Raw genomic sequence first — 21,767 nt, forward strand, 5'->3', positions numbered from 1 at the left:
CAGCTCACCCCGGCGACTGACCAGGGTCGACGGGCGCGTCCAGGTCCCGGGTGCCCACCGGGTCGCCGACGAGCCGCCCCGCACGGTCCACGGTGACGTGCAGCGTGTGCTCCCCGACACAGGCGGGCCGTTCCCCCCGGGGCTCGTCGCAGTACTTCACGACCCCCTCCAGCCGGTCGACCCGTCCCTCGGCCAGCTTCCAGATCCCGCCGTAGGCGGAGAGCACGGCGTGCGGGCGGTACGGCCGGAGCCAGGCGCGGACGTTCGCGTGCACCTCCTCCTCGAACGCCTGCTTCTCCTCGAAGGGCATGACCAGACGGGCCGACACGGGCTCCGGCTCGATGCCCTCCCGCGTCCAGCGGTAGACCACCGCGCGGTGGGCCCGGCGGGCCAGCGCGGCGTGCAGCTCCGTCGAGGTCCTGCCGACCAGCGTGGGCGTCCCGGCACCGGGCTCGGGCAGGTCCCCCACCACGGACGGGTCGACGACGTGGACGACGACGGCCCCCGTCGACGTGCCGGGGGCGGTCCGGGGCGGGGGCACGGCCCGGCCGTACGCCTCCAGGCACCCGCCGATCCGGCGCAGCTCGGAGGCCACGTTCCCGTCGTCCAGCCGGGCCGCGATCCACGGCTCGGTCACGGTGCCCCCGCTCGCCTTGATCCCGAGCACCTCGTGGTCGCAGCGGGCGAACTCCCGCTCCAGGGCCCGCCACGCCCGCGCGGAGGCTTCCGCCCGCTCCCGCGCCGCGCGCAGGGCCGGTCGGCAGGAGCCCCCGTCGCAGCGGTCCCCCTCGCCGTCCACCCGCAGGACGACCGCCGCGTCCGGGTCGTCCCGCACGGCGAACGTGACCTCCGAGCCCTCGAACGCCGGGAACAGGCTCCGCGCCCCGACGACGGTCAACTCCCCGGGGTACACCTCCTCGGCGACCTCCGCCGCCCGGTCCCGGTCCTCGCCGGTCGACGCCGCGCAGCCGCCCACCAGCACGGCCAGGGCCACCGCCGCCGGCACCCCGAATCCCCGCCGCCACTTCATGCCGCCTCCCGCACCCCTCGTCGCCTGGGCCGAGGCTAGGCGGGCCGGGGACGCGGGGGATGAGTACGCCTACTCAGGTCCGCCCCGGTCGCGCCCCCGTCCCCGGCCGGCCGGGGACGGCGCCGGGCCGGTCGGCCGCAGCCCTTACCCTGGACGGGTGAGCGGCAACGACGTGGCAGGCGGAACGGTGGACGGAACGAAGACGTACGAAGTGCGCACCTACGGGTGCCAGATGAACGTCCATGACTCCGAACGCCTCTCGGGGCTGCTGGAGGGCGCCGGATACGTCCGGGCGCCCGAGGGCTCCGACGGCGACGCCGACGTGGTCGTCTTCAACACCTGCGCCGTGCGGGAGAACGCCGACAACCGCCTCTACGGCAACCTCGGCCGGCTGGCCCCGATGAAGACCAGGCGCCCCGGCATGCAGATCGCGGTGGGCGGCTGCCTGGCCCAGAAGGACCGGGACACCATCGTCCAGCGGGCCCCCTGGGTCGACGTCGTCTTCGGCACCCACAACATCGGCAAGCTCCCCGTGCTGCTGGAACGGGCCCGGATCCAGGAGGAGGCGCAGGTCGAGATCGCCGAATCCCTGGAGGCGTTCCCGTCCACCCTGCCGACCCGGCGCGAGAGCGCCTACGCCGCCTGGGTCTCCATCTCCGTCGGCTGCAACAACACCTGCACCTTCTGCATCGTCCCCGCGCTGCGCGGCAAGGAGAAGGACCGCCGGACCGGCGACATCCTCGCCGAGATCGAGGCCCTGGTCGCCGAGGGCGTCTCCGAGATCACCCTGCTCGGCCAGAACGTCAACGCCTACGGCTCCGACATCGGCGACCGCGAGGCCTTCGGCAAGCTGCTGCGCGCCTGCGGCACCATCGAGGGCCTGGAGCGGGTCCGCTTCACCTCCCCCCACCCGCGGGACTTCACCGACGACGTGATCGCGGCCATGGCCGAGACGCACAACGTCATGCCGCAGCTCCACATGCCGCTCCAGTCGGGTTCCGACCCCGTCCTCAAGGCGATGCGCCGCTCCTACCGGCAGGAGCGCTACCTCGGCATCATCGACAAGGTCCGGGCCGCCATCCCGCACGCGTCCATCACCACCGACATCATCGTGGGCTTCCCCGGCGAGACCGAGGAGGACTTCGAGCAGACCCTGCACGTGGTGCGCGAGGCGCGCTTCTCCCAGGCGTTCACCTTCCAGTACTCCAAGCGCCCCGGCACCCCCGCGGCGGAGATGGACGGCCAGATCCCCAAGGAGGTCGTGCAGGCCCGCTACGAACGCCTGGTCGCCCTCCAGGAGGACATCTCCTGGGACGAGAACAAGAAGCAGGTGGGCCGCACCCTGGACCTCATGGTCGCCGAGGGGGAGGGCCGCAAGGACGGCGCCACCCACCGGCTGTCCGGACGCGCCCCCGACAACCGGCTGGTCCACTTCACCAAGCCCGCCGAGGAGGTGCGCCCCGGCGACGTGGTGACGGTGGAGGTCACCTACGCCGCGCCGCACCACCTCCTCGCCGAGGGAGAGGTGCTGAAGGTCCGCCGCACCCGCGCGGGCGACGCCTGGGAGAAGCGCCGTGCCCGGCCCGCCGCCCAGCCGGCCGGCGTGCTGCTCGGCCTGCCCGGCATCGGGGTGCCGCAGCCCCTGCCCGCCGCACCCGAAGGCGCCTGCGGCAGTTCCTGCGACGCCGGCTGAGTCCCTCGGCCCGCCCGGTGGCACCGGGCGGGCTGGGAAGCGCCCCGGTGCCGGGCTACGCTGCCGATCATGCTTGTCGCCGCAGCCCTGTGCCCCTGCCCGCCCCTGCTGATCCCCGAGGTCGCCGCGGGCGCCGCACCCGAACTCGACGGATTGCGCACGGCGTGCGACGAGGCGCTGCGCGGGGTGCTGTCGGCACGCCCCGAGCTGATCGTGGTCGTCGGTCCCGGGCCCGGCACCGCCTCCGGCGCCCACGCGCAGGGCGCGCCCGGCACCTTCCGCGGCCTCGGCGTCCCGCTCGACGTCCGGTTGGGCCGACCCGGGTCGGAGCCCCCCGCCGAGGGTCCCCCGTTGCCCCTGCCCCTGGCGATCGGCGCCTGGCTGCTGGACCGGGCCGGGTGGACGGGGCCGGTGCGCGGGCTGAGCGCGGGCGCTGACCGGGACTGGGCGGACAACCGCGCGGACGGGGCCCGGGCCGCGGAGTCCAACGAGCGGGTGGGGTTGTTGGTGCTGGGCGAGGGCAGTGCGCGCCGCGACCTGAAGGCACCCGGCTACCTGGACGAGCGGGCCCCCGCGGTGGACGCCGACCTCGCGCGCGCCCTGGCCCGTGCCGACGACGAGGCGTTCCTGCCCTGGCTGGACGCCGACCTCGCCCGGGAGCTGATGGTCTCGGGACGTTCGCCCTGGCAGGTGCTCGACGGGGCGGCGGAGGGGCGCGACCTCACCGGCCGGCTGCTGTACGACGCGGCGCCCTACGGGGTGGGCTACTTCGTGGCGCTCTGGAACTGACGGCCCGCCGGGCCCGGATCGTCCCGGGCCCGGCGCGTCGCACCGGCAGTCCGCCGGGCGACGACGGGGCCTATGCGCGGGCGCCCTCGCCCGCCTCGTTGTCGGCGGCCCGCCCCGCGGACTGCTGCTGGGGGATCTCCACGGGGGCGCCGGACTCGGGGGCGGACGCCGTTCCGGCTCCGGCGGCGTCGGGGGGCCCGGGCTGACGCTCGCCGGCGGGAACGTCCTCGGTGGTGGTCCCGACCGACTGGTCCCCGCCCTCGGCCGCTGCCGGTGCCACGGGGGCCGGGTCCGCCGCGGGAGCCCCGTCCTGCCCCTTCGCCCTACGGAAGAACCGCGTGAAAACGCTCATGAGTACTCCAAACCCTACTTGTTCGGGTGAAATCCCTCGCCGTCCGGGGTGCCTCATTGCGTCACCCGGTTCCCCGTTCTCGATCACCGGCGACGGAACCTCGCAACAGGCAACGACCCCGTGCGCGCCCCGTCACGTAACTCGTTCGGGAAGCGCCGGGAGGTTTGCGAGACTGATGGGGTGAGCACTGCATCCCCCGCACCCCGGGTCATCGCCGTCGTCGGGCCGACCGCTGCCGGAAAGTCCGATCTGGGCGTCTTCCTCGCCCAGCAGCTCGGCGGCGAGGTCGTCAACGCCGACTCGATGCAGCTCTACCGCGGGATGGACATCGGCACCGCAAAGTTGACGCCCCGGGAGCGCGGCGGCGTCCCGCACCACCTGCTGGACGTCTGGGACGTCACGGTGACCGCCAACGTCGCCGACTACCAACGCCTGGCCCGTGCCGAGATCGACCGGCTCCTCGCCGCCGGACGCTGGCCGATCCTCGTCGGCGGCAGCGGTCTGTACGTGCGCGGGGCCATCGACCACCTGGAGTTCCCCGGCACGGACCCCCGGGTGCGGGCCCGCCTGGAGGAGGAACTCGCGCTGCGCGGCCCCGGTGCCCTGCACGCCCGGCTCGCCGCGGCCGACCCGGAGGCCGGCCGCGCCATCCTGCCGAGCAACGGCCGTCGCATCGTGCGCGCCCTCGAAGTGATCGAGATCACCGGCAAGCCCTTCACCGCCAACCTGCCCGGCCCCGACTCCGTGTACGACACGGTGCAGATCGGCGTGGACGTGCCCCGCCCCGAGCTGGACGAACGCATCGCCACCCGGGTGGACCGCATGTGGGAGGCGGGCCTGGTGGACGAGGTGCGGGCGCTGGAGGCCCGAGGGCTGCGGGACGGACTCACCGCCTCCCGCGCACTCGGCTACCAGCAGGTCCTGGACGCCCTGGCGGGGCGGTGCGACGAGCGGGAGGCGCGGGACGAGACCGTGCGCGCCACCAAGCGCTTCGCGCGCCGTCAGGACTCCTGGTTCCGCCGTGACCCGCGGGTGCACTGGCTCAGCGGTACCCGGCAGGACCACGGGGAACTCCCGGAGCGCGCGCTGGCGTTGCTCGAACGACCGGTCACAGCCTGATCACGTGATGGCATCGGGACGCCCCGCCCGTCATCGCGGCCCACTGCGCCGTGCCATCATCGAGCGACGATCGACCAGTGGAGTCCGGAGTGGGAGGGCGCGTGGCGATGGAGGCCGGCCCTCGACGTGACGCCGCGCCGGAGGAACAGCACGAGCCCGTTCCCCGACCGACCCCGCTGCCCCGGGTGCCCGCCCCGACCCCCGAGGGACTCACCCCGGACGGTCCGGACGAGGCCCCCGGAACGCTCTCCGGGGACGGCCCCGCCCCCGAGGACGCGGCCGAGGTGGACGAGGTCGAGCTGCGCCCCCGGCGCAAACTGGGCTGGTGGCAGCTGGCGCCCGTGGTGGGGCTCGGCGCGCTCGGCTCCCTGATGTTCGCCTTCCCCCTCGCCTTCGAGTTCGGCGACGGCGGAGCCGTCGTCGCCATGCTCGGACTGCTGATCTGCTCCTGCGCCGCGGGCTGGGGCATGATGGCCGCCCGTCGGGTGGGCCACACCTGGCCCGGACTGCCGCAGCGCGGCTCCGGCCGGCGCGTCGACTGGCGGGTCGCGGCCCTCTACGCGCTGGTGGTGGGCGTGGTGGTCGTCCTCGCGGTGTGGCGGGTCGCACGACTGCGCTGAAACGCCCTCACGCAGGCCCGGGGGAGCGCCGCGGGGCCGAGGGCGGCTCCGGTCACCGAACGACCCGTCAACACCCCCCGCACGCCCGCGATGTTCACCCGAACGGCTCCTTCGCAGGTCGGAGATGGTGGACGGGGACCGGGCCGACGCAACCGCCCCGCCCGGCGCTTCCCTCGAATGGGTGATCCGTTTCACGCTCGACGGGAGCGGGCCATGGGCGCGTGGTGGGCTCGGTAGCATCAAGCACCGGCCCGGACGGGAGACCACCCGCACACCTCCAGCAGTGACGACTGGAGGCGACCGCTCCGCACCGCCGGTCGACGCAGCCGGAGGTGCCCATGAGCGCGGAGGCCACAAACCCTGCGACCCCCTTTCCCCTCACGCCCAAGGCGCACCGCAGGCGCGGTCGTCCCGGTCTGGACCTACGCCGGTGGGGTCGGGCGGCGGTGTGGGGAGCGACCGCCCGGGACGGACTGCCGGACGCCATCGGCCACGTCGTCGACGCGCACCGCGCCCACCACCCGGACGCCGACCTCGATCCGCTGCGCCGGGCGTACCTCCTCGCCGAGTCCTCGCACCGCGGCCAGATGCGCAAGAGCGGCGAGCCCTACATCACCCACCCCCTCGCGGTCACCCTGATCCTCGCCGAACTCGGCGCCGAGACCACCACCTTGACGGCCTCCCTGCTCCACGACACCGTCGAGGACACCGAGGTGACCCTCGATCAGGTGCGCACCGAGTTCGGGGAAGAGGTGTGCTTCATCGTCGACGGCGTCACCAAACTGGAGAAGGTCGACTACGGTGCGGCAGCCGAACCCGAGACCTTCCGCAAGATGCTCGTGGCCACCGGCAACGACGTCCGGGTGATGTCCATCAAGCTCGCCGACCGGCTCCACAACATGCGCACCCTGGGGGTCATGCGCCCCGAGAAACAGGTGCGGATCGCCAAGGTCACCCGGGACGTCCTCATCCCCCTCGCCGAGCGACTGGGCGTCCAGACGCTCAAGACCGAGCTGGAGGACCTGGTGTTCGCCATCCTCCACCCCGAGGAGTGCGCCCGCACCAGGAGCCTGGTCGGCGAGAACGCCGCCCGCGCGGAGGACCCCCTGGCCGAGACCGCCGACGAGGTGCGCGCCGTGCTGCGCGAGGCGGGCATCCCGGTCGAGGTCCAGATCCGGCCGCGGCACCTGCTCTCGGTCCACCGGGTGCACCGCAAACGCGGCGAACTGCGGGGCGCAGACTTCGGCCGGCTGCTGGTCCTCGTCGGCGAGGACGCCGACTGCTACGCGGTCCTCGGGGAACTGCACACCTGCTTCACCCCGGTCGTCTCGGAGTTCAAGGACTTCATCGCGGTCCCCAAGTTCAACCTCTACCAGTCCCTGCACACCGCGGTGGCCCGCCGGGACGGCGAGGTCGTCGAGGTCCTCGTCCGCACGCACCAGATGCACCGCACCGCGCAGGCGGGCGTCGTCGCCCTCGGCAACCCCTACGTGACCGGCGCCGACGAGGGCCCGGTGCCCCCGGGGGCCGGTGCCGATCCGCAGACCGCGACCGGCGACGGCGAACGGGCCGACCCGACCCGCCCGGGCTGGCTCTCCCGCCTCCTGGAGTGGCAACGGTCCGCACCCGACCCGGACACCTTCTGGTCCGCCCTGCGCGAGGACCTCGCCCAGGACCGGGAGATCACCGTCTTCCGCACCGACGGCCACACCCTGGGCCTGCCCGTCGGCGCGACCTGCGTGGACGCCGCGTACGCCCAGTACGGCGAGGAGGCCCACGCCTGCATCGGCGCCCGGGTCAACGGACGCCTCGCCGCGCTCGGCACCGTCCTGCGCGACGGTGACACCGTGCAGCCCCTGCTGAGCCAGGACCCGACCGCCGGCGCCTCCCCGGAGTGGCTCGACCACGCCGTGGCGCCCGGCACGCGCATCGCGATCGGACGCTGGCTGGCCGATCACCCCGAGGCCGTGGACGCGCCCGAGACCGCTCCCCGGGCCGTCCAGCCCAGCCCCTCGGCCCGCCCGGACGGCGCCGGCGCCGTTGTCGACCTGCCGGGCGCCTCGGTACGGCTCGCGGGCTGTTGCACCCCCGTGCCCCCCGACGGGATCACGGCCTTCGCGGTCCGTGGGGGAGTGGTCACCGTGCACCGCGTCGCCTGCCCCGCGGTCACCCGGATGAAGGACGTCGGACGGCCCGAGGTCGGCGTGCGCTGGGGGGACACCGCCGAGTACCGCGTCACCCTGGTCGCGGAGTCCTTCGGCCGCCCCCACCTGCTCGCCGACCTCACGGAGGCCATCGCGCAGGAGGGCGTCGCCATCGTCTCCGCCACCGTCGAGCCCCCGGCCCGGCAACAGGTCCGCCACACCTACACCCTCCACCTGCCCGACGCGGCCCGGCTGCCCGCCCTGATCAAGGCCATGCGCAACGTCGCCGGGGTCTACGACGTCAGCCGGACCCAGCCGGCCCCGTCCTGACCCGGGCCCGGAACGGGGGACACCCGCCGGGCCGGTCGGGTGGGGTCCGAGCGAGCCGCCGCCGCCCCGGCGGCGGTGGCTGATAGCCGTACTCCCGTGCCAGCCCGCCGCCCGCCGCCCGCCCCGGGCTCCCAGGGCCGGTTCCGGGACCCCCTCGCCCCGGCCCCGGCGGTTCCCCGACACCCCGGGGAAAACCACGGTGACGAGACGCCCCGTGCCGTGCGACCATCGTCCGGTCGGCACCGCACCGGCCCGGGGCTCCGGGCCCGCGGTCGCCCGGGAATCCCCGGGCGCTCCCGCACGTTCACAGGAACAGGGGCGACGGGCGCCGCCCGCCGCCCGGGCGGGGGCCCGGTGCTCCCGACCCCGGTACCGCTCCCATCGACGTTAGGACCCAATGACCTCCTCTTCTTCCCCTTCCCAGGACACGCAGAGTCTCCCGCTGAACAGCACTGAAGGTCTTCGGGCCGATGCCCTGATGGAAGAGGACGTCGCCTGGAGCCACGAGATCGACGGCGCCCGGGACGGTGACCAGTTCGACCGCTCCGAGCGGGCCGCGCTGCGCCGGGTGGCGGGTCTGTCCACCGAACTCGAAGACGTCACCGAGGTCGAGTACCGGCAGCTCCGCCTGGAGCGGGTGGTCCTCGTCGGCGTCTGGACCACGGGCACGGCCCGGGACGCGGAGAACTCCCTCGCGGAACTCGCCGCCTTGGCCGAGACCGCCGGCGCCCAGGTGCTGGACGGCGTGATCCAGCGCCGCGACAAGCCCGACGCCGCCACGTACATCGGTTCCGGCAAGGCCCGCGAGCTGCTGGACCTGGTGGTCGAGTCGGGCGCCGACACCGTGATCTGCGACGGCGAGCTCTCCCCCGGTCAGCTCATCCACCTTGAGGACGTCGTCAAGGTCAAGGTCATCGACCGCACGGCGCTGATCCTCGACATCTTCGCCCAGCACGCCAAGTCCCGCGAGGGCAAGGCACAGGTGGCGCTCGCACAGATGCAGTACATGCTGCCCCGGCTGCGCGGCTGGGGCCAGTCGCTCTCCCGTCAGATGGGCGGCGGCAAGGGCGGCGGCCTCGCCACCCGCGGTCCCGGTGAGACCAAGATCGAGACGGACCGGCGCCGCATCCGCGAGAAGATGGCGAAGATGCGCCGGGAGATCGCGGAGATGAAGACCGGCCGCGAGATCAAGCGCCAGGAACGCCGCCGCAACAAGGTGCCCTCGGTCGCCATCGCGGGCTACACCAACGCCGGCAAGTCCTCCCTGCTCAACCGTTTGACCGGGGCCGGCGTCCTGGTGGAGAACTCCCTCTTCGCCACCCTCGACCCGACCGTGCGCCGGGCCGAGACTCCGGGCGGACGGGTCTACACCCTCGCCGACACCGTGGGTTTCGTCCGCCACCTGCCCCACCACCTGGTCGAGGCGTTCCGCTCCACCATGGAGGAGGTCGGCGACTCCGACCTCATCCTGCACGTCGTGGACGGCTCCCACCCCGCACCGGAGGAGCAGCTGGCCGCCGTGCGGGAGGTCATCCGGGACGTGGGCGCCACCGGAGTGCCCGAGATCGTGGTGATCAACAAGGCCGACGCCGCGGACCCGCTGGTCCTCCAACGGCTGCTGCGGATCGAGAAGCACTCGATCGCCGTGTCCGCCCGGACCGGTGAGGGCATGGCCGAACTGCTGGCCCTGATCGACTCCGAACTGCCGCGGCCCGAGGTGGCTGTCGAGGCGCTCGTGCCGTACACCCACGGCAGGCTCGTCGCCCGCGCCCACGCCGAGGGCGAGGTGGACTCCGAGGAGCACACCGCGGAGGGCACCCTGATCAAGGTCCGGGTGCACCAGGAACTCGCCGCCGAACTGGCGCCGTTCGCACCCGCCGCGAGTTCCGTCTGACGGTCGCCCCGCGGCCCGTGCGCACCGGGCTCCCGCTCCCCGCCCGGGGAGCGGGAGCCCGACGGCGTTCACCCGCCGGTCACTGCCCGGCGAACTTCTTGCTCACCGCGTCGTAGATGCCCTTCGCCTCGGCACCCAGGTGCGGTCCGGCCAGCCAGCCGGCCGTCACCGGGCCGATCGAGGTGTTCGAGACCAGCGCGGGCTCGCCGTCCGGTCCCCGGGCGACCCAGCCGCCCCCGGACGAACCGCTGGTCATCGTGCAGCCGATGCGGTACATCGTCGGGGCCTCGGCCGCCAGGGACAGCCGGCCCGGCTCGTCGGGGCACTGGAACATCCGCTGCCCGTCGAAGGGCGCCGCCGCCGGATACCCGGTCGCCGTGATGCTCTCGATCTCCGCCATCGCCGGAGCGTCGAAGTCGACCGGAAGCGCCGCGCCCACCGTCTCCTCCAGCGACTTCCCGCCGCCGCCCTCCGGGGTCACGTGCAGCACCGCGAAGTCGTAGGGGGCGCCGTCGCCCCCGGTCGGACCGCCCTGCTCGATCCACTGGGTGGAGGTCTGCGCCCAGTTGGACCACCACACCCCGAGCGGAGCCACGTCCTCGCGGGTCGCGTTCTCCAGCTCCGCGGCCGACTTGCCCGCACCGTTGTAGGACGGCACGAACGCGATGTTCCGGTACCAGCCGCCCTCCTTGCCCGCGTGCACGCAGTGCCCGGCCGTCCAGACCAGGTTCGACTTGCCGGGGTTCGCCGGGTCCTCGACCACCGTCGCGGAGCAGACCATCGAACCGCTCGGGCCGTCGAAGAAGACCTTGCCCGCCTCGGCCGCGCTGGACTGGTACGGGGCGCTCACCGGCTGGGCCGCCACCTTCGCCGGCGTCGGGTCGGTCACCCCCTGGTCATCGGCGATGTCCCCCTCGTCGACCCCCTGGTCGGGCTGCTCGGCCTCCCGCATCCGGTCCTCGTCCCACAGCCCGTCGATGATCGGGTTGACGAAGTCCTGCGCCTCCCGCAACCAGGTGTCCTGGTCCCAGTTCTTCCACTCGCCGTTGCGCCACTTGTCCAGGTCGATGCCGTGGTCCTTGAGGCGGTTCTTGATGTCGTCGGGTATCTGGATCTTGCCGTCACCCGCCGCGCTCGCCTGCGCCGTCGGCTCACCCGCGCCGTCGCCGTTGCCGCACGCCGTCGCGGTGAGCGCGAGGGCCGCGCCCAGCGCGACCGCGACCGTCACCGGTCGCCTGCGGCGCGCGCCCCCTCCACGGTGCGCGGTGAAGAGCGGGCGTATGGATCGCATGGTGTGACTCCCCTGGTTCGGGACGACGGACGACGAGCCGGGTCCGACCGAACGGGACGGACCGGCAGAGGGACGACCAGGCCCCCCGAAAACCGGCGGAACCGGTGGAATCCTTCGACGGGCACCCCCTGTACCGCCCCCACCAGGCCCGTTCCGGCCGCACGGCTCCCCCACAGTATGGCGGCGCCGTACCCGCGGGCCGACGGAACGGCAACGGTTCCGTCACGGCAAGGATCTTGGGATTGCCCCGTGATCCCGGGCGAGTCCCGTCGTTGGTACGAACGGGGGGCCCGCCGCGGGCGGCGATCCCCCCGTGCCTCCCCGTCCCGGGCCGGCACGCACGCCCCTATCCGCGGGAGGAAACCCAGTCGTGGCCGTGACCGAGCCGGCGCCCTCGGCGGTGACCACCGCACACGAAGGAACCCTCCGCCGGCAGCCGGTACGGGAACCGGCGGCCCGCACCTACGCCCGCGCCCTGCCCATCGTCCCGGTGCGCGCCCGTGGACTCACCGTCGAGGGCCCGGACGGCCGCCGCTACCTCGACTGCCTCTCCGGAGCCGGCACGCTCCCCCTGGGCCACAACCACCCCGTGGTGCTGGAGGCCGTCCGCCGGGCGCTCGACTCCGCAGGCCCCTCGCCCGAACCGGACCCCCCGGCGGGGGACGCCTTCGTCGCCGCGCTCCGCCGGACCCTGCCCCCCGGGCTCGTCGGGTGCTCCCGGATCCGGTTCTGCGGCCCGACCGGCACCCGCGCCGTCCAGGAGGCACTCGCCCTCGCCCGTGCCGCCACCGGCCGGGACGGACTCCTCGTGGACGGCGCCGGCCGCACCGCACCGTCCGCGGTCCGCACCGAACCCTTCCACGACGATCCCGGACCGGACGGGCCCCACCCCGCCGCCGTGCTCCTCGAACCCGTCCGGGGCGACGCCGTGCTCCCGGTCCCCGACGACCTGTTGCGCCGCACCCGGGAGGTCACCGCCGCCCGGGGCATCCCCCTGATCGTCGACGAGACGCGGACCGGGGTCGGGCGCACCGGGACCTTCTGGGCCGTCGAACACAGCGGCGTGACCCCGGACATCATGGTCCTGGCCCGGTCCGTCGGCGGCAGTCTCCCGCTCGCCGTCCTCGTCCACCGCACGGCGCTGGACGACGGGCCCGGCGGTGCCGCCACCGAGGTCTTCCGCGGCAACCGACTCGCGAGGGCGGCCGGCGCCGCCACGCTCGCCCACGTCCACGAACACGGCCTCGCCGCCCGTGCCGGGCGGCTCGGCGCCCACATGCTCGACCGACTCCGCGAGCTGGCCGCCGAGCACCCCCACATCGGCGAGGTCCGCGGCCGTGGTCTGCTGATCGGGGTGGAGTTGGTGGACCCCGAGACCCCGGCACCCGCCGGGACCGCCGGGCCGTCCCGTGCCCCCGCGCTCGCCGCCGCCGTCCAACGCGCCTGTCTGCAACGGGGCCTCATCCTGGGACGCGGCGGTCCGGACTCCGGCGTGCTGCGCCTGCTGCCCCCGCTCACCCTCACCGACGAACAGGCGACCGCGGTCCTCGACCGGCTCGCCGACGCCCTCGCCACCACCGCCACCGCCCGCCGACCGGGGCCATGAGGCGGGGCCGGCCCACCGGGCCTGCCCCCCGAGAGCCCCGGCGCCCCGGCAACCGCATCCGGAGCCGACCGGAACGCCCCGGCACCGAACGACCGGACCCGCACCCCGCGGGTCGAACGACCCCCCGAGGAAGCCCCGTTGAACGCCACCCCCGCGCCCGACCGCCGTCCCCACCCCCCGACCCGAGGACTGCGCGCGCCGTCCCCGCGGGAGACGGAGCCCGGTACGGTACCCCGGCAGACGGGAGGAAGCCGCGACGCGGAGCGACTGCGCGGCGCCACCGTCGACCTCCTGGACCACCCCGACCCGCGCACCGCCGCCCAGGCCGCGGCCGTGGAGAACCTCCTGCGCTGCTGGGTCCGGGAGAAGGACCTGCCCGCCCCCGAGCACGGCATCCTGCGCCTGCACCTGCCCGCCAGCACCACCACCGTGCTGGTCCCGGTGCAGTACTGGTCCGTCACCGGATGGCACCGCTTCGGCCCGCCCTACCTGGAAGGCGCCCCCGACACCGCTCCGCCGATCGACGCGGTCACCCTGGCCGCCCTGCTGGGCCGGGAGTCCGGCGCCCGGGACGACGGCGGTGACCTCGTCGGTCGGGTGGCCGACTCGGCCCGTCGCACGGCCGCCTTCCTCACCCGGCGGCGGCGCCACCCCGAGGAGTCGGACGACGCCTTCCTCGCCGGCGAGCAGGCGCTCGTGCTGGGACACCCCCTGCACCCCACGCCCAAGAGCCGGGAAGGACTCTCCGACGCCGAATCCGCCCGCTACTCACCGGAGTCGCGCGGCTCCTTCCCGCTGCACTGGCTCGCCGTGGCGCCCGCCGTCCTCGTCGGCGACTCCGCCTGGACGGAGTGCGGTCGGACCGTGCCGGCGACCCACCTCACCAGCCGGCTCGCCGGCACCCCCCTGCCCCTGCCCGAGGGGTACGCGGTGCTGCCCCTGCACCCCTGGCAGATGCGCGAACTCGCGCTCCGCGCCGACACCCGCGACCTGTTCGACACCGGTCTGCTGCGCGACCTCGGCGCCCACGGCCCGCACTGGTACCCCACCTCCTCGGTGCGCACCCTGTACCGCCCCGGCGCACCCGCCATGCTCAAGCTGTCCCTCGGCCTGCGGATCACCAACTCCCGCCGGGAGAACCTCCGCAAGGAACTCCACCGCGGAGTGGAGGTGCACCGGCTGCTGGGCACCGGCCTCGCCGACCAGTGGCGGGCCGCCCACCCCGGCTTCGACGTGGTGCGCGACCCCGCCTGGCTCGCCGTCACCGGCACCGACGGGGAGCCGGTGCCGGGGCTGGACGTGATGATCCGGCACAACCCCTTCACCGAACACGCCGACGCCCTGTGCGTGGCCGGCCTGGTCTCGCCCCGGCCCACCGCGGGCCGCCGTTCCTCCGCCGACCTCCCGGACACCACCCACCCGGCCCCCATGCGCTCACGGCTCTCCGAGGTCATCACCCGACTCGCCGGCCGCACCGGCCGTCCCCGCGGCGCGATCGCCGCCGAGTGGTTCCGGCGCTACCTGCACCAGGTGGTCCGCCCCGTGCTCTGGCTCGACGGCGTGGCCGGCGTCGCCCTGGAGGCCCACCAGCAGAACACCGTGCTCCTCCTCGACGGCGACGGCTGGCCGGTCGGCGGACGCTACCGGGACAACCAGGGCTACTACTTCCGGGAGTCCCACCGCGAGGCCCTCGACCGCAGGCTCCCCGGCATCGGCGAGCACAGCGACACCTTCGTCTCCGACGAGGTCACCGACGAGCGCTTCGCCTACTACCTCGCCATCAACAACGTCTTCGGACTGATCGGCGCCTTCGGCGCGCAGCGGCTCGCCGAGGAGCGGACCCTCCTCGACGTGCTCCGCGGCTTCCTGGACAAGGCCGCCACCGGGCCCGACCGGTCGGGCTCGACCCTGCCCGCCCTGCTCCTGGACACCCCGACCCTGCGCTGCAAGGCCAACCTGCTGACCCGGCTCCACGGACTCGACGAGCTCGTCGGCCCCGTGGACACCCAATCCGTCTACGTCACCATCGCCAATCCGCTCCATCCCTGAGGAACGCCCCCGAACCGCCCCGAGAGGACGCCTGCGTGCCCCCCACCCCCACCGGCGACGGACCCGGCGGCCGGACCGGCCCCCCGCCACCCGCGGAGGACCGGGCCGCACCGCCCGCGCACCGTGCGCCCCGGCCCGGGGGAGGGGGGCACGGTGGCGAGCAGGACCCGTTGGACGGTCTCGGCGCTCCCCCCGGCTGGCACCCCCTCGCCACCTCGGCGGGCACCTTCCGGCTGCGGCCGGTCGTGCTCCCCGCTGACCTGACGCTGGTCACCGGCTGGATGAACGACCCCGAGGTGGCCGCCTTCTGGGAACTCGACGGACCCCCCGCCGTCACCGCCCGCCACCTCGGCCGGCAGCTCCACGACGGCGACGGGCACAGCGTCCCCTGCCTCGGCCTGCTCGACGACACGCCCGTGAGCTACTGGGAGGTCTACCGGGCCGACCTCGACCCGCTCGCCCGGCACTACCCCGCCCGTCCCCACGACACCGGCGTCCACCTGCTCATCGCCGGTGCCGCCCGCCGGGGACGGGGCCTCGGCTCCCTCCTGCTGCGGACCGTGACCACCCTGATCCTCCGCCACCGGCCCACCTGCTCCCGGGTCGTCGCCGAGCCCGACGTCCGCAACCGCGCCTCCGTCGCCGCCTTCTGCCGCGCCGGCTTCCGGATCGCCGCCGAGGTGGCCCTCCCCGACAAGCGGGCCGCGCTGATGATCCGGGAGCGGCCCCCCGCCCACCCGCACGACTCCGCACCCTGAGCACACCGTCCCACCCGAACCGGTTCCCTCCCGAGGAGTACCCGTGCCGAGCCCGTCCGCCGGACCCACCACCGACGCCACCTCCGCCGCGCCCACCGTCCCCGCCGAGCTGACCAGCGAGAACTGGGCCCGCGCCGGCCGCCGACTGCTCGCCAAGATGCTCGCGGAGTTCGCCTACGAGGAGATCATCCGGCCCGTGCCCCAGCCGGGCCCCCCGCGTCCCGGGGCCGCGGACGCCGCCGGGTGTCCCCCGGTCGGCGACCCCGGTGCGCCGCCGACCGCGGACGCGGCCGGCGGGCGGGACCCCCGGTCCGACCGGGCCGCCGACCTGCTGCCCCACACCCTCGTCCTCGACTCCCCGTCCAGCCACCTCACCTTCCACGCCCGCCGGCACGCCTACGACGGCTGGCAGGTCGACCCCGACACCATCACCCTCACCGACGCCGGGGCCTGGCCCCGACCGTTCGGCGACCCCCTGGAGTTCCTCGCCCGGGCCCGCCGGACCCTCGGCATCGACGGCGCGACCCTGGGCCACGTGATCCGCGAGCTGACCGCGACGCTCGCCGCCGACGCCCGCCTCGACCACACCGCGCTCCCGGCCGCCGAACTCGCCGCGCTCCCGTACGCCGAACTCGAAGGACACCAGACGGGCCACCCCTGGTTGGTGCTCAACAAGGGGCGGCTCGGGTTCTCCGCCGCTGACACGGCCCGCTGGGCACCCGAGGCCCGCGCCGCCCGTCCGCTGCCCTGGATCGCGGTCCACCGGGACCTCGCCACCTACCGCGGGGTGAGCGGCCTCGACACCCCGGACGACCTTTACTCCGTCGAGCTCGACCCCGACACCAGGGAGACGTTCGCCGCCGTCCTGCGCGGCCGGGGCCTGGACCCGGCGGCCTACCTGTACCTGCCGGTGCACCCCTGGCAGTGGGACGACGTCGTCCTCCCCCTGTTCAGCCCCTCGGTGGCGGCCGGCGGGATCGTGCCGCTGCCCCCGGACGGCGACGCCCGCCTGCCCCAGCAGTCGATCCGCACCTTCCTCAACCTCAGCCGCCCCGCCCGGCACACCGTGAAGCTGCCGCTCTCCGTCCTCAACACCCTCGTCTGGCGCGGACTGCCCACCGAGCGCACCCTCGCCGCCCCCTCGGTCACCCACTGGATGCTCGGCCTCAGGGACGCGGATCCCTTCCTGCGCGACGAATGCGCCGTCGTCCTCCTCGGGGAGGTCGCCTCGGTCACCGTCGAACACCCCGTCTACGACACGCTGCGCGAGGTGCCGTACCAGTACAAGGAGCTGTTGGGGGCCATCTGGCGGGAGCCCCTGAGCCGCCACCTCGGGCCCGGGGAACGGGCCCGCACCCTCGCGGCCCTGCTCCACGTCGACCCCACCGGGCGGTCGTTCACCGCCGAACTGGTCACCCGCTCAGGTTTGGCACCGCGCACCTGGCTGCGCCACCTCTTCGCGGCCCTGCTGCCGCCCCTGCTGCGCTTCCTCTACCGGTACGGAACCGTGTTCTCCCCCCACGGCGAGAACACCATCGTGCTCTTCGACGAGCGGGACGTACCCGTACGACTGGCCGTGAAGGACTTCGTCGACGACGTCAACGTCAGCTCCGAACGCCTTCCCGAGCACGCCTCGATGCCCGACGACGTGCGCGAGGTCCTGCTCACCGAACCGCCCGGCTTCCTCACGCAGTTCATCCACTCCGGCCTGTTCGTCGGCGTGTTCCGGTACCTGGCACCCCTGTGCGAACAGCAGCTCGGGGTCGACGAGCGGGACTTCTGGGCCCTGGTGCGCGCCGAGGTGCTGCGGCACCACGCCCGGTTCCCGGAGCTCAAGGAACGCTACGAGGCCTTCGACCTGCTGACCCCGCGGATCGCCCGGCTCTGCCTGAACCGCAACCGGCTGCACCTCGACGGCTACCGGGACCGGGCCGAACGCCCCCACGCCGCCGTGCACGGCACCGTCCCCAACCCGCTGTACGAGCCGTGACCCCGCCGGGTCCCGCGCCCGCGGTCCGGACCCCCGCTGTCACATCCACGGACTACGCTGGACGGTCTATGACCAAGTCCTCTCTCCCCGAGCTCCTGCACGCCGCCGTGTCCGCGGTCGGCGGTACGGAGCGGCCCGGCCAGGTGGCCATGGCCCAAGCGACCGCCGACGCCATCGACGACGGCTCCCACCTCCTGGTCCAGGCGGGCACGGGCACCGGAAAGTCCCTCGGCTACCTGGTGCCGGCGCTCGCCCACGGGGAGCGCGTCGTGGTGGCCACCGCGACCCTCGCGCTCCAGCGCCAGCTGGTGGAGCGCGACCTGCCGCGCACCGTGGACGCCCTGCATCCGCTGCTGCGCCGCCGACCCGAGTTCGCGATGCTGAAGGGCCGTTCCAACTACCTCTGCCTGCACCGGCTGCACGAGGGGATGCCCCAGGACGAGGAGGAGGGCCTCTTCGACCAGTTCGAGGCGGCCGCGCCGTCCAGCAAGCTGGGCCAGGACCTGCTGCGCCTGCGGGACTGGTCCGACGAGACCGAGACCGGCGACCGCGACGGCCTCACCCCCGGCGTCTCCGACCGGGCCTGGGCCCAGGTGTCGGTGTCCTCGCGGGAGTGCCTGGGCGCCACCCGGTGCGCCTACGGTGCCGAGTGCTTCGCGGAGCTGGCCCGCGAACGGGCCAAGCTCGCGGACGTCGTGGTCACCAACCACGCGCTGCTCGCCATCGACGCCATCGAGGGCGCGCCGGTGTTGCCCCCGCACGAAGTGCTGATCGTCGACGAGGCCCATGAACTCGTCTCCCGGGTCACCGGGGCCGCCACCGGCGAGCTGACCTCCGGGCAGGTCACCCGGGCGGTGCGGCGGGCGGCCAAGCTGGTGGACGAGAAGGTCGCCGACCAGCTCCAGACCGCCGCCGAGGGCTTCGAGCGCGTGATGGAGCTGGCGCTGCCGGGCCGTCTCGAAGAGGTCCCGGAGGACCTCGGCTACGCGCTGATGGCGCTGCGCGACGCCGCCCGGAACGTCATCGTGGCGCTGGGCGCGACGCGCGACAAGTCCGTCGTCGACGAGGACGCGGTGCGCAAGCAGGCGCTGGCCTCCGTCGAGACGGTGCACGCGGTCGCCGAGCGCATCGCCCAGGGCTCGGAGTACGACGTCGTGTGGTACGAGCGCCACGACCGCTTCGGGGCGGCGCTGCGGGTCGCGCCGCTGTCGGTGTCGGGGTTGTTGCGGGAGAAGCTGTTCGCGGAGCGCTCGGTGATCCTCACCTCCGCCACCCTCAAGCTGGGCGGCGACTTCAACGGGGTGGGTGCCTCCCTGGGCCTGGCTCCCGAGGGCACGGCCGCCGCCGGGGACGAGGAGCAACCGGTCTGGAAGGGCGTGGACGTCGGTTCCCCGTTCGACTACCCCAGACAGGGCATCCTCTACGTCGCCAAGCACCTGAACCGGCCCGCCCGGGACGGCGACCGGCGGGACATGCTGGACGAGCTGACGGAGCTGATCCAGGCGGCCGGGGGACGCACCCTAGGGCTCTTCTCCTCGATGCGGGCGGCCCAGAACGCCGCGGAGGAGCTGCGCTCGCGCCTCCCGGAGTACCCGATCCTGCTCCAGGGCGAGGAAACGCTGGGCGAGTTGATCAAGAACTTCGCGGCCGACCCGGAGACCTGTCTGTTCGGCACCCTGTCGTTGTGGCAGGGGGTCGACGTGCCGGGGCCCAGCTGCCAGCTCGTCGTCATGGACAAGATCCCGTTCCCGCGCCCGGACGATCCGCTGATGAGCGCCCGGCAGAAGGCGGTCGAGGAGGCGGGCGGCAACGGCTTCATGGCGGTGGCGGCGACCCACGCGGCCCTGCTGATGGCCCAGGGAGCCGGTCGACTGGTCCGTGCCTCGGAGGACCGGGGAGTGGTGGCCGTCCTCGATCCCCGGCTCGCCACCGCCCGCTACGGCAGCTACCTGAAGTCCTCGCTCCCGGACTTCTGGTCCACGACGGACCGTAACCAGGTCCGTCGGTCCCTGGCCGCCATCGATGCGGCGGCGAAGCAGGGCTGAGCGCGCCCCGCGGGCGTGGTCCACGGCCCCGCCGCCGGACTCGCCGGCGGCGGGCAGGAAACGACCCCGGAACCAGGCGCAGAAGGTTCCGGGGCCGGCCAGGGGGCGTGGTCCTGCCGTGGGCGGCGGATCAGACGCGGCGGAGCACCGCCACGACCTTGCCGAGGATGGTCGCTTCATCGCCCGGGATCGGCTGGTACGCGGCGTTGTGGGGGAGCAGCCAGACGTGGCCGTCCTCCCGCTTGAAGCGCTTGACCGTGGCCTCGCCGTCCAGCATGGCCGCCACGATGTCGCCGTTCTCGGCGACGGGCTGACGGCGCACGGTGACCCAGTCGCCGTCGCAGATCGCCGCCTCGATCATGGAGTCGCCGACGACCTTCAGCACGAACAGTTCGCCGTCGCCCACCAGCTGCCGGGGCAGCGGGAAGACGTCCTCGACGGACTCCTCGGCCAGGATCGGGCCACCGGCGGCGATCCGACCGACGAGCGGGACGTAGGAGGCGGCGGGCTTGCCCGCGGTGTCCGTCGGCTGGGTCGAGGGCTGGTCGGAACCGCGTACCTCGTACGCACGGGGGCGGTGGGGGTCGCGGCGGAGGAACCCCTTGCGCTCCAGGGCCATGAGCTGGTGCGCCACCGAGGAGGTGCTGGACAGGCCCACGGCCTGACCGATCTCCCGCATCGACGGCGGATAGCCGCGCCGCTGGACCGAGTCCCTGATCACCTCGATGACCCGGCGCTGACGGTCGGTGAGTCCCGAGCTGTCCGCCCGGATGCCGGGAGGTCGTCCGGGGAGGGAGCGTGCGGACTTGGGCCCCTCCCCGTTCGTGGCCGCGTCTGTCATGGTGTGCACTGACTCCAGACGGTTCTGGCCGCGGTCGTGGGCGGTGATGGTGACACTGTCGGCGGTCGTGGTCATGTCGGCAGCCCCTCTCGGACGTTCTCCCTAGCTAGCCAACGGTAGTTGCTTTCGAAAGGTTGCGCCAAACACACGTTCGAGTGAAAAAACGGCGAGCGTCCTGCGTGCGGAGACGGTCCGGTGTATGGCCGGCGGTCCCGTGGCCGTTTCCCGCGAGGTGGCGGGGTCGGCGCCCCGGTCGCCGGTCGGTCGGAGGCGGCGGCTACGGTGTCCGGGAGCGGCGTCCCTGGCGGAGTCGGGGGTGCGCGCGTGCACGGGCCGCGGCCACCGTGCGTGAGCTCCGCAGGGCCCCCGGAGCCGCCGGAGTCGACCTTGCCCGCGGCGTTCCTTCCGCGTGCGCGAGGGTCACCGCACGGCCTGCCCGTTGGCCGCCCCTCCGGTGCTCGCCGTCCGCCCCGTTTCCCTGCGAATACGCGACACGCGCGGACGGTGAATTGCGGCCAAACCCCAGATCTAGTGGTTGGATTGCGGGCGCGGCCCAGAAGTTGTGGTCCCGCGGTCCGACCCGCTTCGGCCATCGCCTATGCTGGGGGCTGCTTCCAGGCGGCGCGTGCCGTGTGGAAGTCATGGAGACGTGCCCTGAAGGAGGCTGGAACCACATGCACTGCCCCTTCTGTAGGCACCCCGACAGCCGTGTCGTGGACAGTCGTACCACCGACGACGGCACGTCGATCCGCAGGCGCCGTCAGTGTCCGGATTGCTCCCGTCGTTTCACGACCGTGGAGACCTGCTCGCTGATGGTGGTCAAGCGCAGTGGCGTGACCGAACCCTTCAGTCGTACGAAGGTCATCAACGGCGTCCGCAAGGCGTGCCAGGGGCGTCCCGTCACCGAGGACGCCCTCGCCCAACTCGGCCAGCGGGTCGAGGAGGCCGTGCGGGCCACCGGGAGCGCCGAGTTGACCACGCACGACGTGGGGCTCGCCATACTCGGCCCGCTGCGGGAACTGGACCTGGTCGCCTACTTGCGGTTCGCTTCCGTGTACCGGGCGTTCGATTCGCTGGAGGACTTCGAAGCGGCCATCGCGGAGCTGCGGCAGCAGCCCGGGAGCGCGTCCGGGGCCGACGGCCCGGACGCCGAGCTCGTCGGCTGCGAAGCGCTGCGGGGCCCGGTGGCCCCCGCGCCGGCCGGCGGCTAGCGGCC

16 protein-coding genes are annotated in these 21,767 nt (G+C 74.0%); 12 read left to right on the forward strand and 4 right to left on the reverse strand.

Annotated elements, in window-relative coordinates; translation table 11 throughout:
- Positions 1-4: 4 nt before the first annotated feature.
- Positions 5-1,030, reverse strand: a complete 1,026-nt coding sequence (locus tag ACSMX9_RS23395) for an SCO7460 family lipoprotein (protein ID WP_445396675.1) — start codon at positions 1,028-1,030, stop codon at positions 5-7.
- 172 nt (positions 1,031-1,202) lie between these two features.
- On the opposite strand from ACSMX9_RS23395, the gene miaB reads away from it, so the two are divergent.
- Positions 1,203-2,723 (forward strand): tRNA (N6-isopentenyl adenosine(37)-C2)-methylthiotransferase MiaB, encoded by a 1,521-nt coding sequence (gene miaB, locus ACSMX9_RS23400; protein WP_445403073.1) that lies wholly within the window; start codon positions 1,203-1,205, stop codon positions 2,721-2,723.
- Between the two features lie 69 nt (positions 2,724-2,792).
- Positions 2,793-3,512: a class III extradiol dioxygenase subunit B-like domain-containing protein gene (locus tag ACSMX9_RS23405; RefSeq protein ID WP_445396677.1), complete on the forward strand. Its 720-nt coding sequence runs from the start codon at positions 2,793-2,795 to the stop codon at positions 3,510-3,512.
- A 70-nt stretch (positions 3,513-3,582) separates the two neighbouring features.
- Here the strand turns inward: ACSMX9_RS23405 and ACSMX9_RS23410 are convergent, their stop codons facing one another.
- Positions 3,583-3,864 (reverse strand): hypothetical protein, encoded by a 282-nt coding sequence (locus ACSMX9_RS23410; RefSeq protein ID WP_445396679.1) that lies wholly within the window; start codon positions 3,862-3,864, stop codon positions 3,583-3,585.
- 180 nt (positions 3,865-4,044) lie between these two features.
- Here ACSMX9_RS23410 and miaA point away from each other — a divergent pair, with 180 nt between their 5' ends.
- From miaA to hflX, 4 genes are all read left to right on the forward strand, one after another.
- A complete protein-coding gene (gene miaA / locus ACSMX9_RS23415) occupies positions 4,045-4,983 on the forward strand; it encodes a tRNA (adenosine(37)-N6)-dimethylallyltransferase MiaA (RefSeq protein WP_445396681.1) in 939 nt (312 codons plus the stop codon).
- A gap of 107 nt (positions 4,984-5,090) precedes the next feature.
- Positions 5,091-5,603 carry a hypothetical protein gene (locus tag ACSMX9_RS23420; protein ID WP_445403074.1) on the forward strand — a complete coding sequence of 171 codons (513 nt, stop codon included), beginning with the start codon at positions 5,091-5,093 and terminating at the stop codon, positions 5,601-5,603.
- 338 nt (positions 5,604-5,941) lie between these two features.
- Positions 5,942-8,077 carry a RelA/SpoT family protein gene (locus ACSMX9_RS23425; protein ID WP_445396683.1) on the forward strand — a complete coding sequence of 712 codons (2,136 nt, stop codon included), beginning with the start codon at positions 5,942-5,944 and terminating at the stop codon, positions 8,075-8,077.
- Between the two features lie 397 nt (positions 8,078-8,474).
- Positions 8,475-9,971, forward strand: a complete 1,497-nt coding sequence (gene hflX, locus ACSMX9_RS23430) for a GTPase HflX (protein WP_351243613.1) — start codon at positions 8,475-8,477, stop codon at positions 9,969-9,971.
- Between the two features lie 79 nt (positions 9,972-10,050).
- Here the strand turns inward: hflX and ACSMX9_RS23435 are convergent, their stop codons facing one another.
- Positions 10,051-11,262 carry a trypsin-like serine peptidase gene (locus ACSMX9_RS23435; protein WP_445396685.1) on the reverse strand — a complete coding sequence of 404 codons (1,212 nt, stop codon included), beginning with the start codon at positions 11,260-11,262 and terminating at the stop codon, positions 10,051-10,053.
- Positions 11,263-11,632: 370 nt separating this feature from the next.
- Here ACSMX9_RS23435 and ACSMX9_RS23440 point away from each other — a divergent pair, with 370 nt between their 5' ends.
- From ACSMX9_RS23440 to ACSMX9_RS23460, 5 genes are all read left to right on the forward strand, one after another.
- Positions 11,633-12,868: an aminotransferase class III-fold pyridoxal phosphate-dependent enzyme gene (locus tag ACSMX9_RS23440; protein ID WP_445396687.1), complete on the forward strand. Its 1,236-nt coding sequence runs from the start codon at positions 11,633-11,635 to the stop codon at positions 12,866-12,868.
- A 138-nt stretch (positions 12,869-13,006) separates the two neighbouring features.
- Positions 13,007-14,917 (forward strand): IucA/IucC family protein, encoded by a 1,911-nt coding sequence (locus ACSMX9_RS23445; protein WP_445396689.1) that lies wholly within the window; start codon positions 13,007-13,009, stop codon positions 14,915-14,917.
- A gap of 35 nt (positions 14,918-14,952) precedes the next feature.
- Positions 14,953-15,675: a GNAT family N-acetyltransferase gene (locus ACSMX9_RS23450; RefSeq protein ID WP_445396691.1), complete on the forward strand. Its 723-nt coding sequence runs from the start codon at positions 14,953-14,955 to the stop codon at positions 15,673-15,675.
- Between the two features lie 157 nt (positions 15,676-15,832).
- The gene (locus ACSMX9_RS23455; protein WP_445403075.1) at positions 15,833-17,665 is read left to right on the forward strand and encodes an IucA/IucC family protein; all 1,833 of its coding nucleotides are present in this window, start codon (positions 15,833-15,835) and stop codon (positions 17,663-17,665) included.
- Between the two features lie 68 nt (positions 17,666-17,733).
- Positions 17,734-19,710: an ATP-dependent DNA helicase gene (locus tag ACSMX9_RS23460; RefSeq protein ID WP_445396693.1), complete on the forward strand. Its 1,977-nt coding sequence runs from the start codon at positions 17,734-17,736 to the stop codon at positions 19,708-19,710.
- A gap of 130 nt (positions 19,711-19,840) precedes the next feature.
- On the opposite strand, the gene lexA is transcribed toward ACSMX9_RS23460, so the two are convergent.
- A complete protein-coding gene (gene lexA, locus ACSMX9_RS23465) occupies positions 19,841-20,626 on the reverse strand; it encodes a transcriptional repressor LexA (protein ID WP_445396695.1) in 786 nt (261 codons plus the stop codon).
- Positions 20,627-21,225: 599 nt separating this feature from the next.
- Here lexA and nrdR point away from each other — a divergent pair.
- Positions 21,226-21,762, forward strand: a complete 537-nt coding sequence (gene nrdR, locus ACSMX9_RS23470) for a transcriptional regulator NrdR (RefSeq protein WP_445396697.1) — start codon at positions 21,226-21,228, stop codon at positions 21,760-21,762.
- Positions 21,763-21,767 lie beyond the last annotated feature (5 nt).

This window comes from Streptomyces sp. LE64 (genome assembly GCF_052606915.1).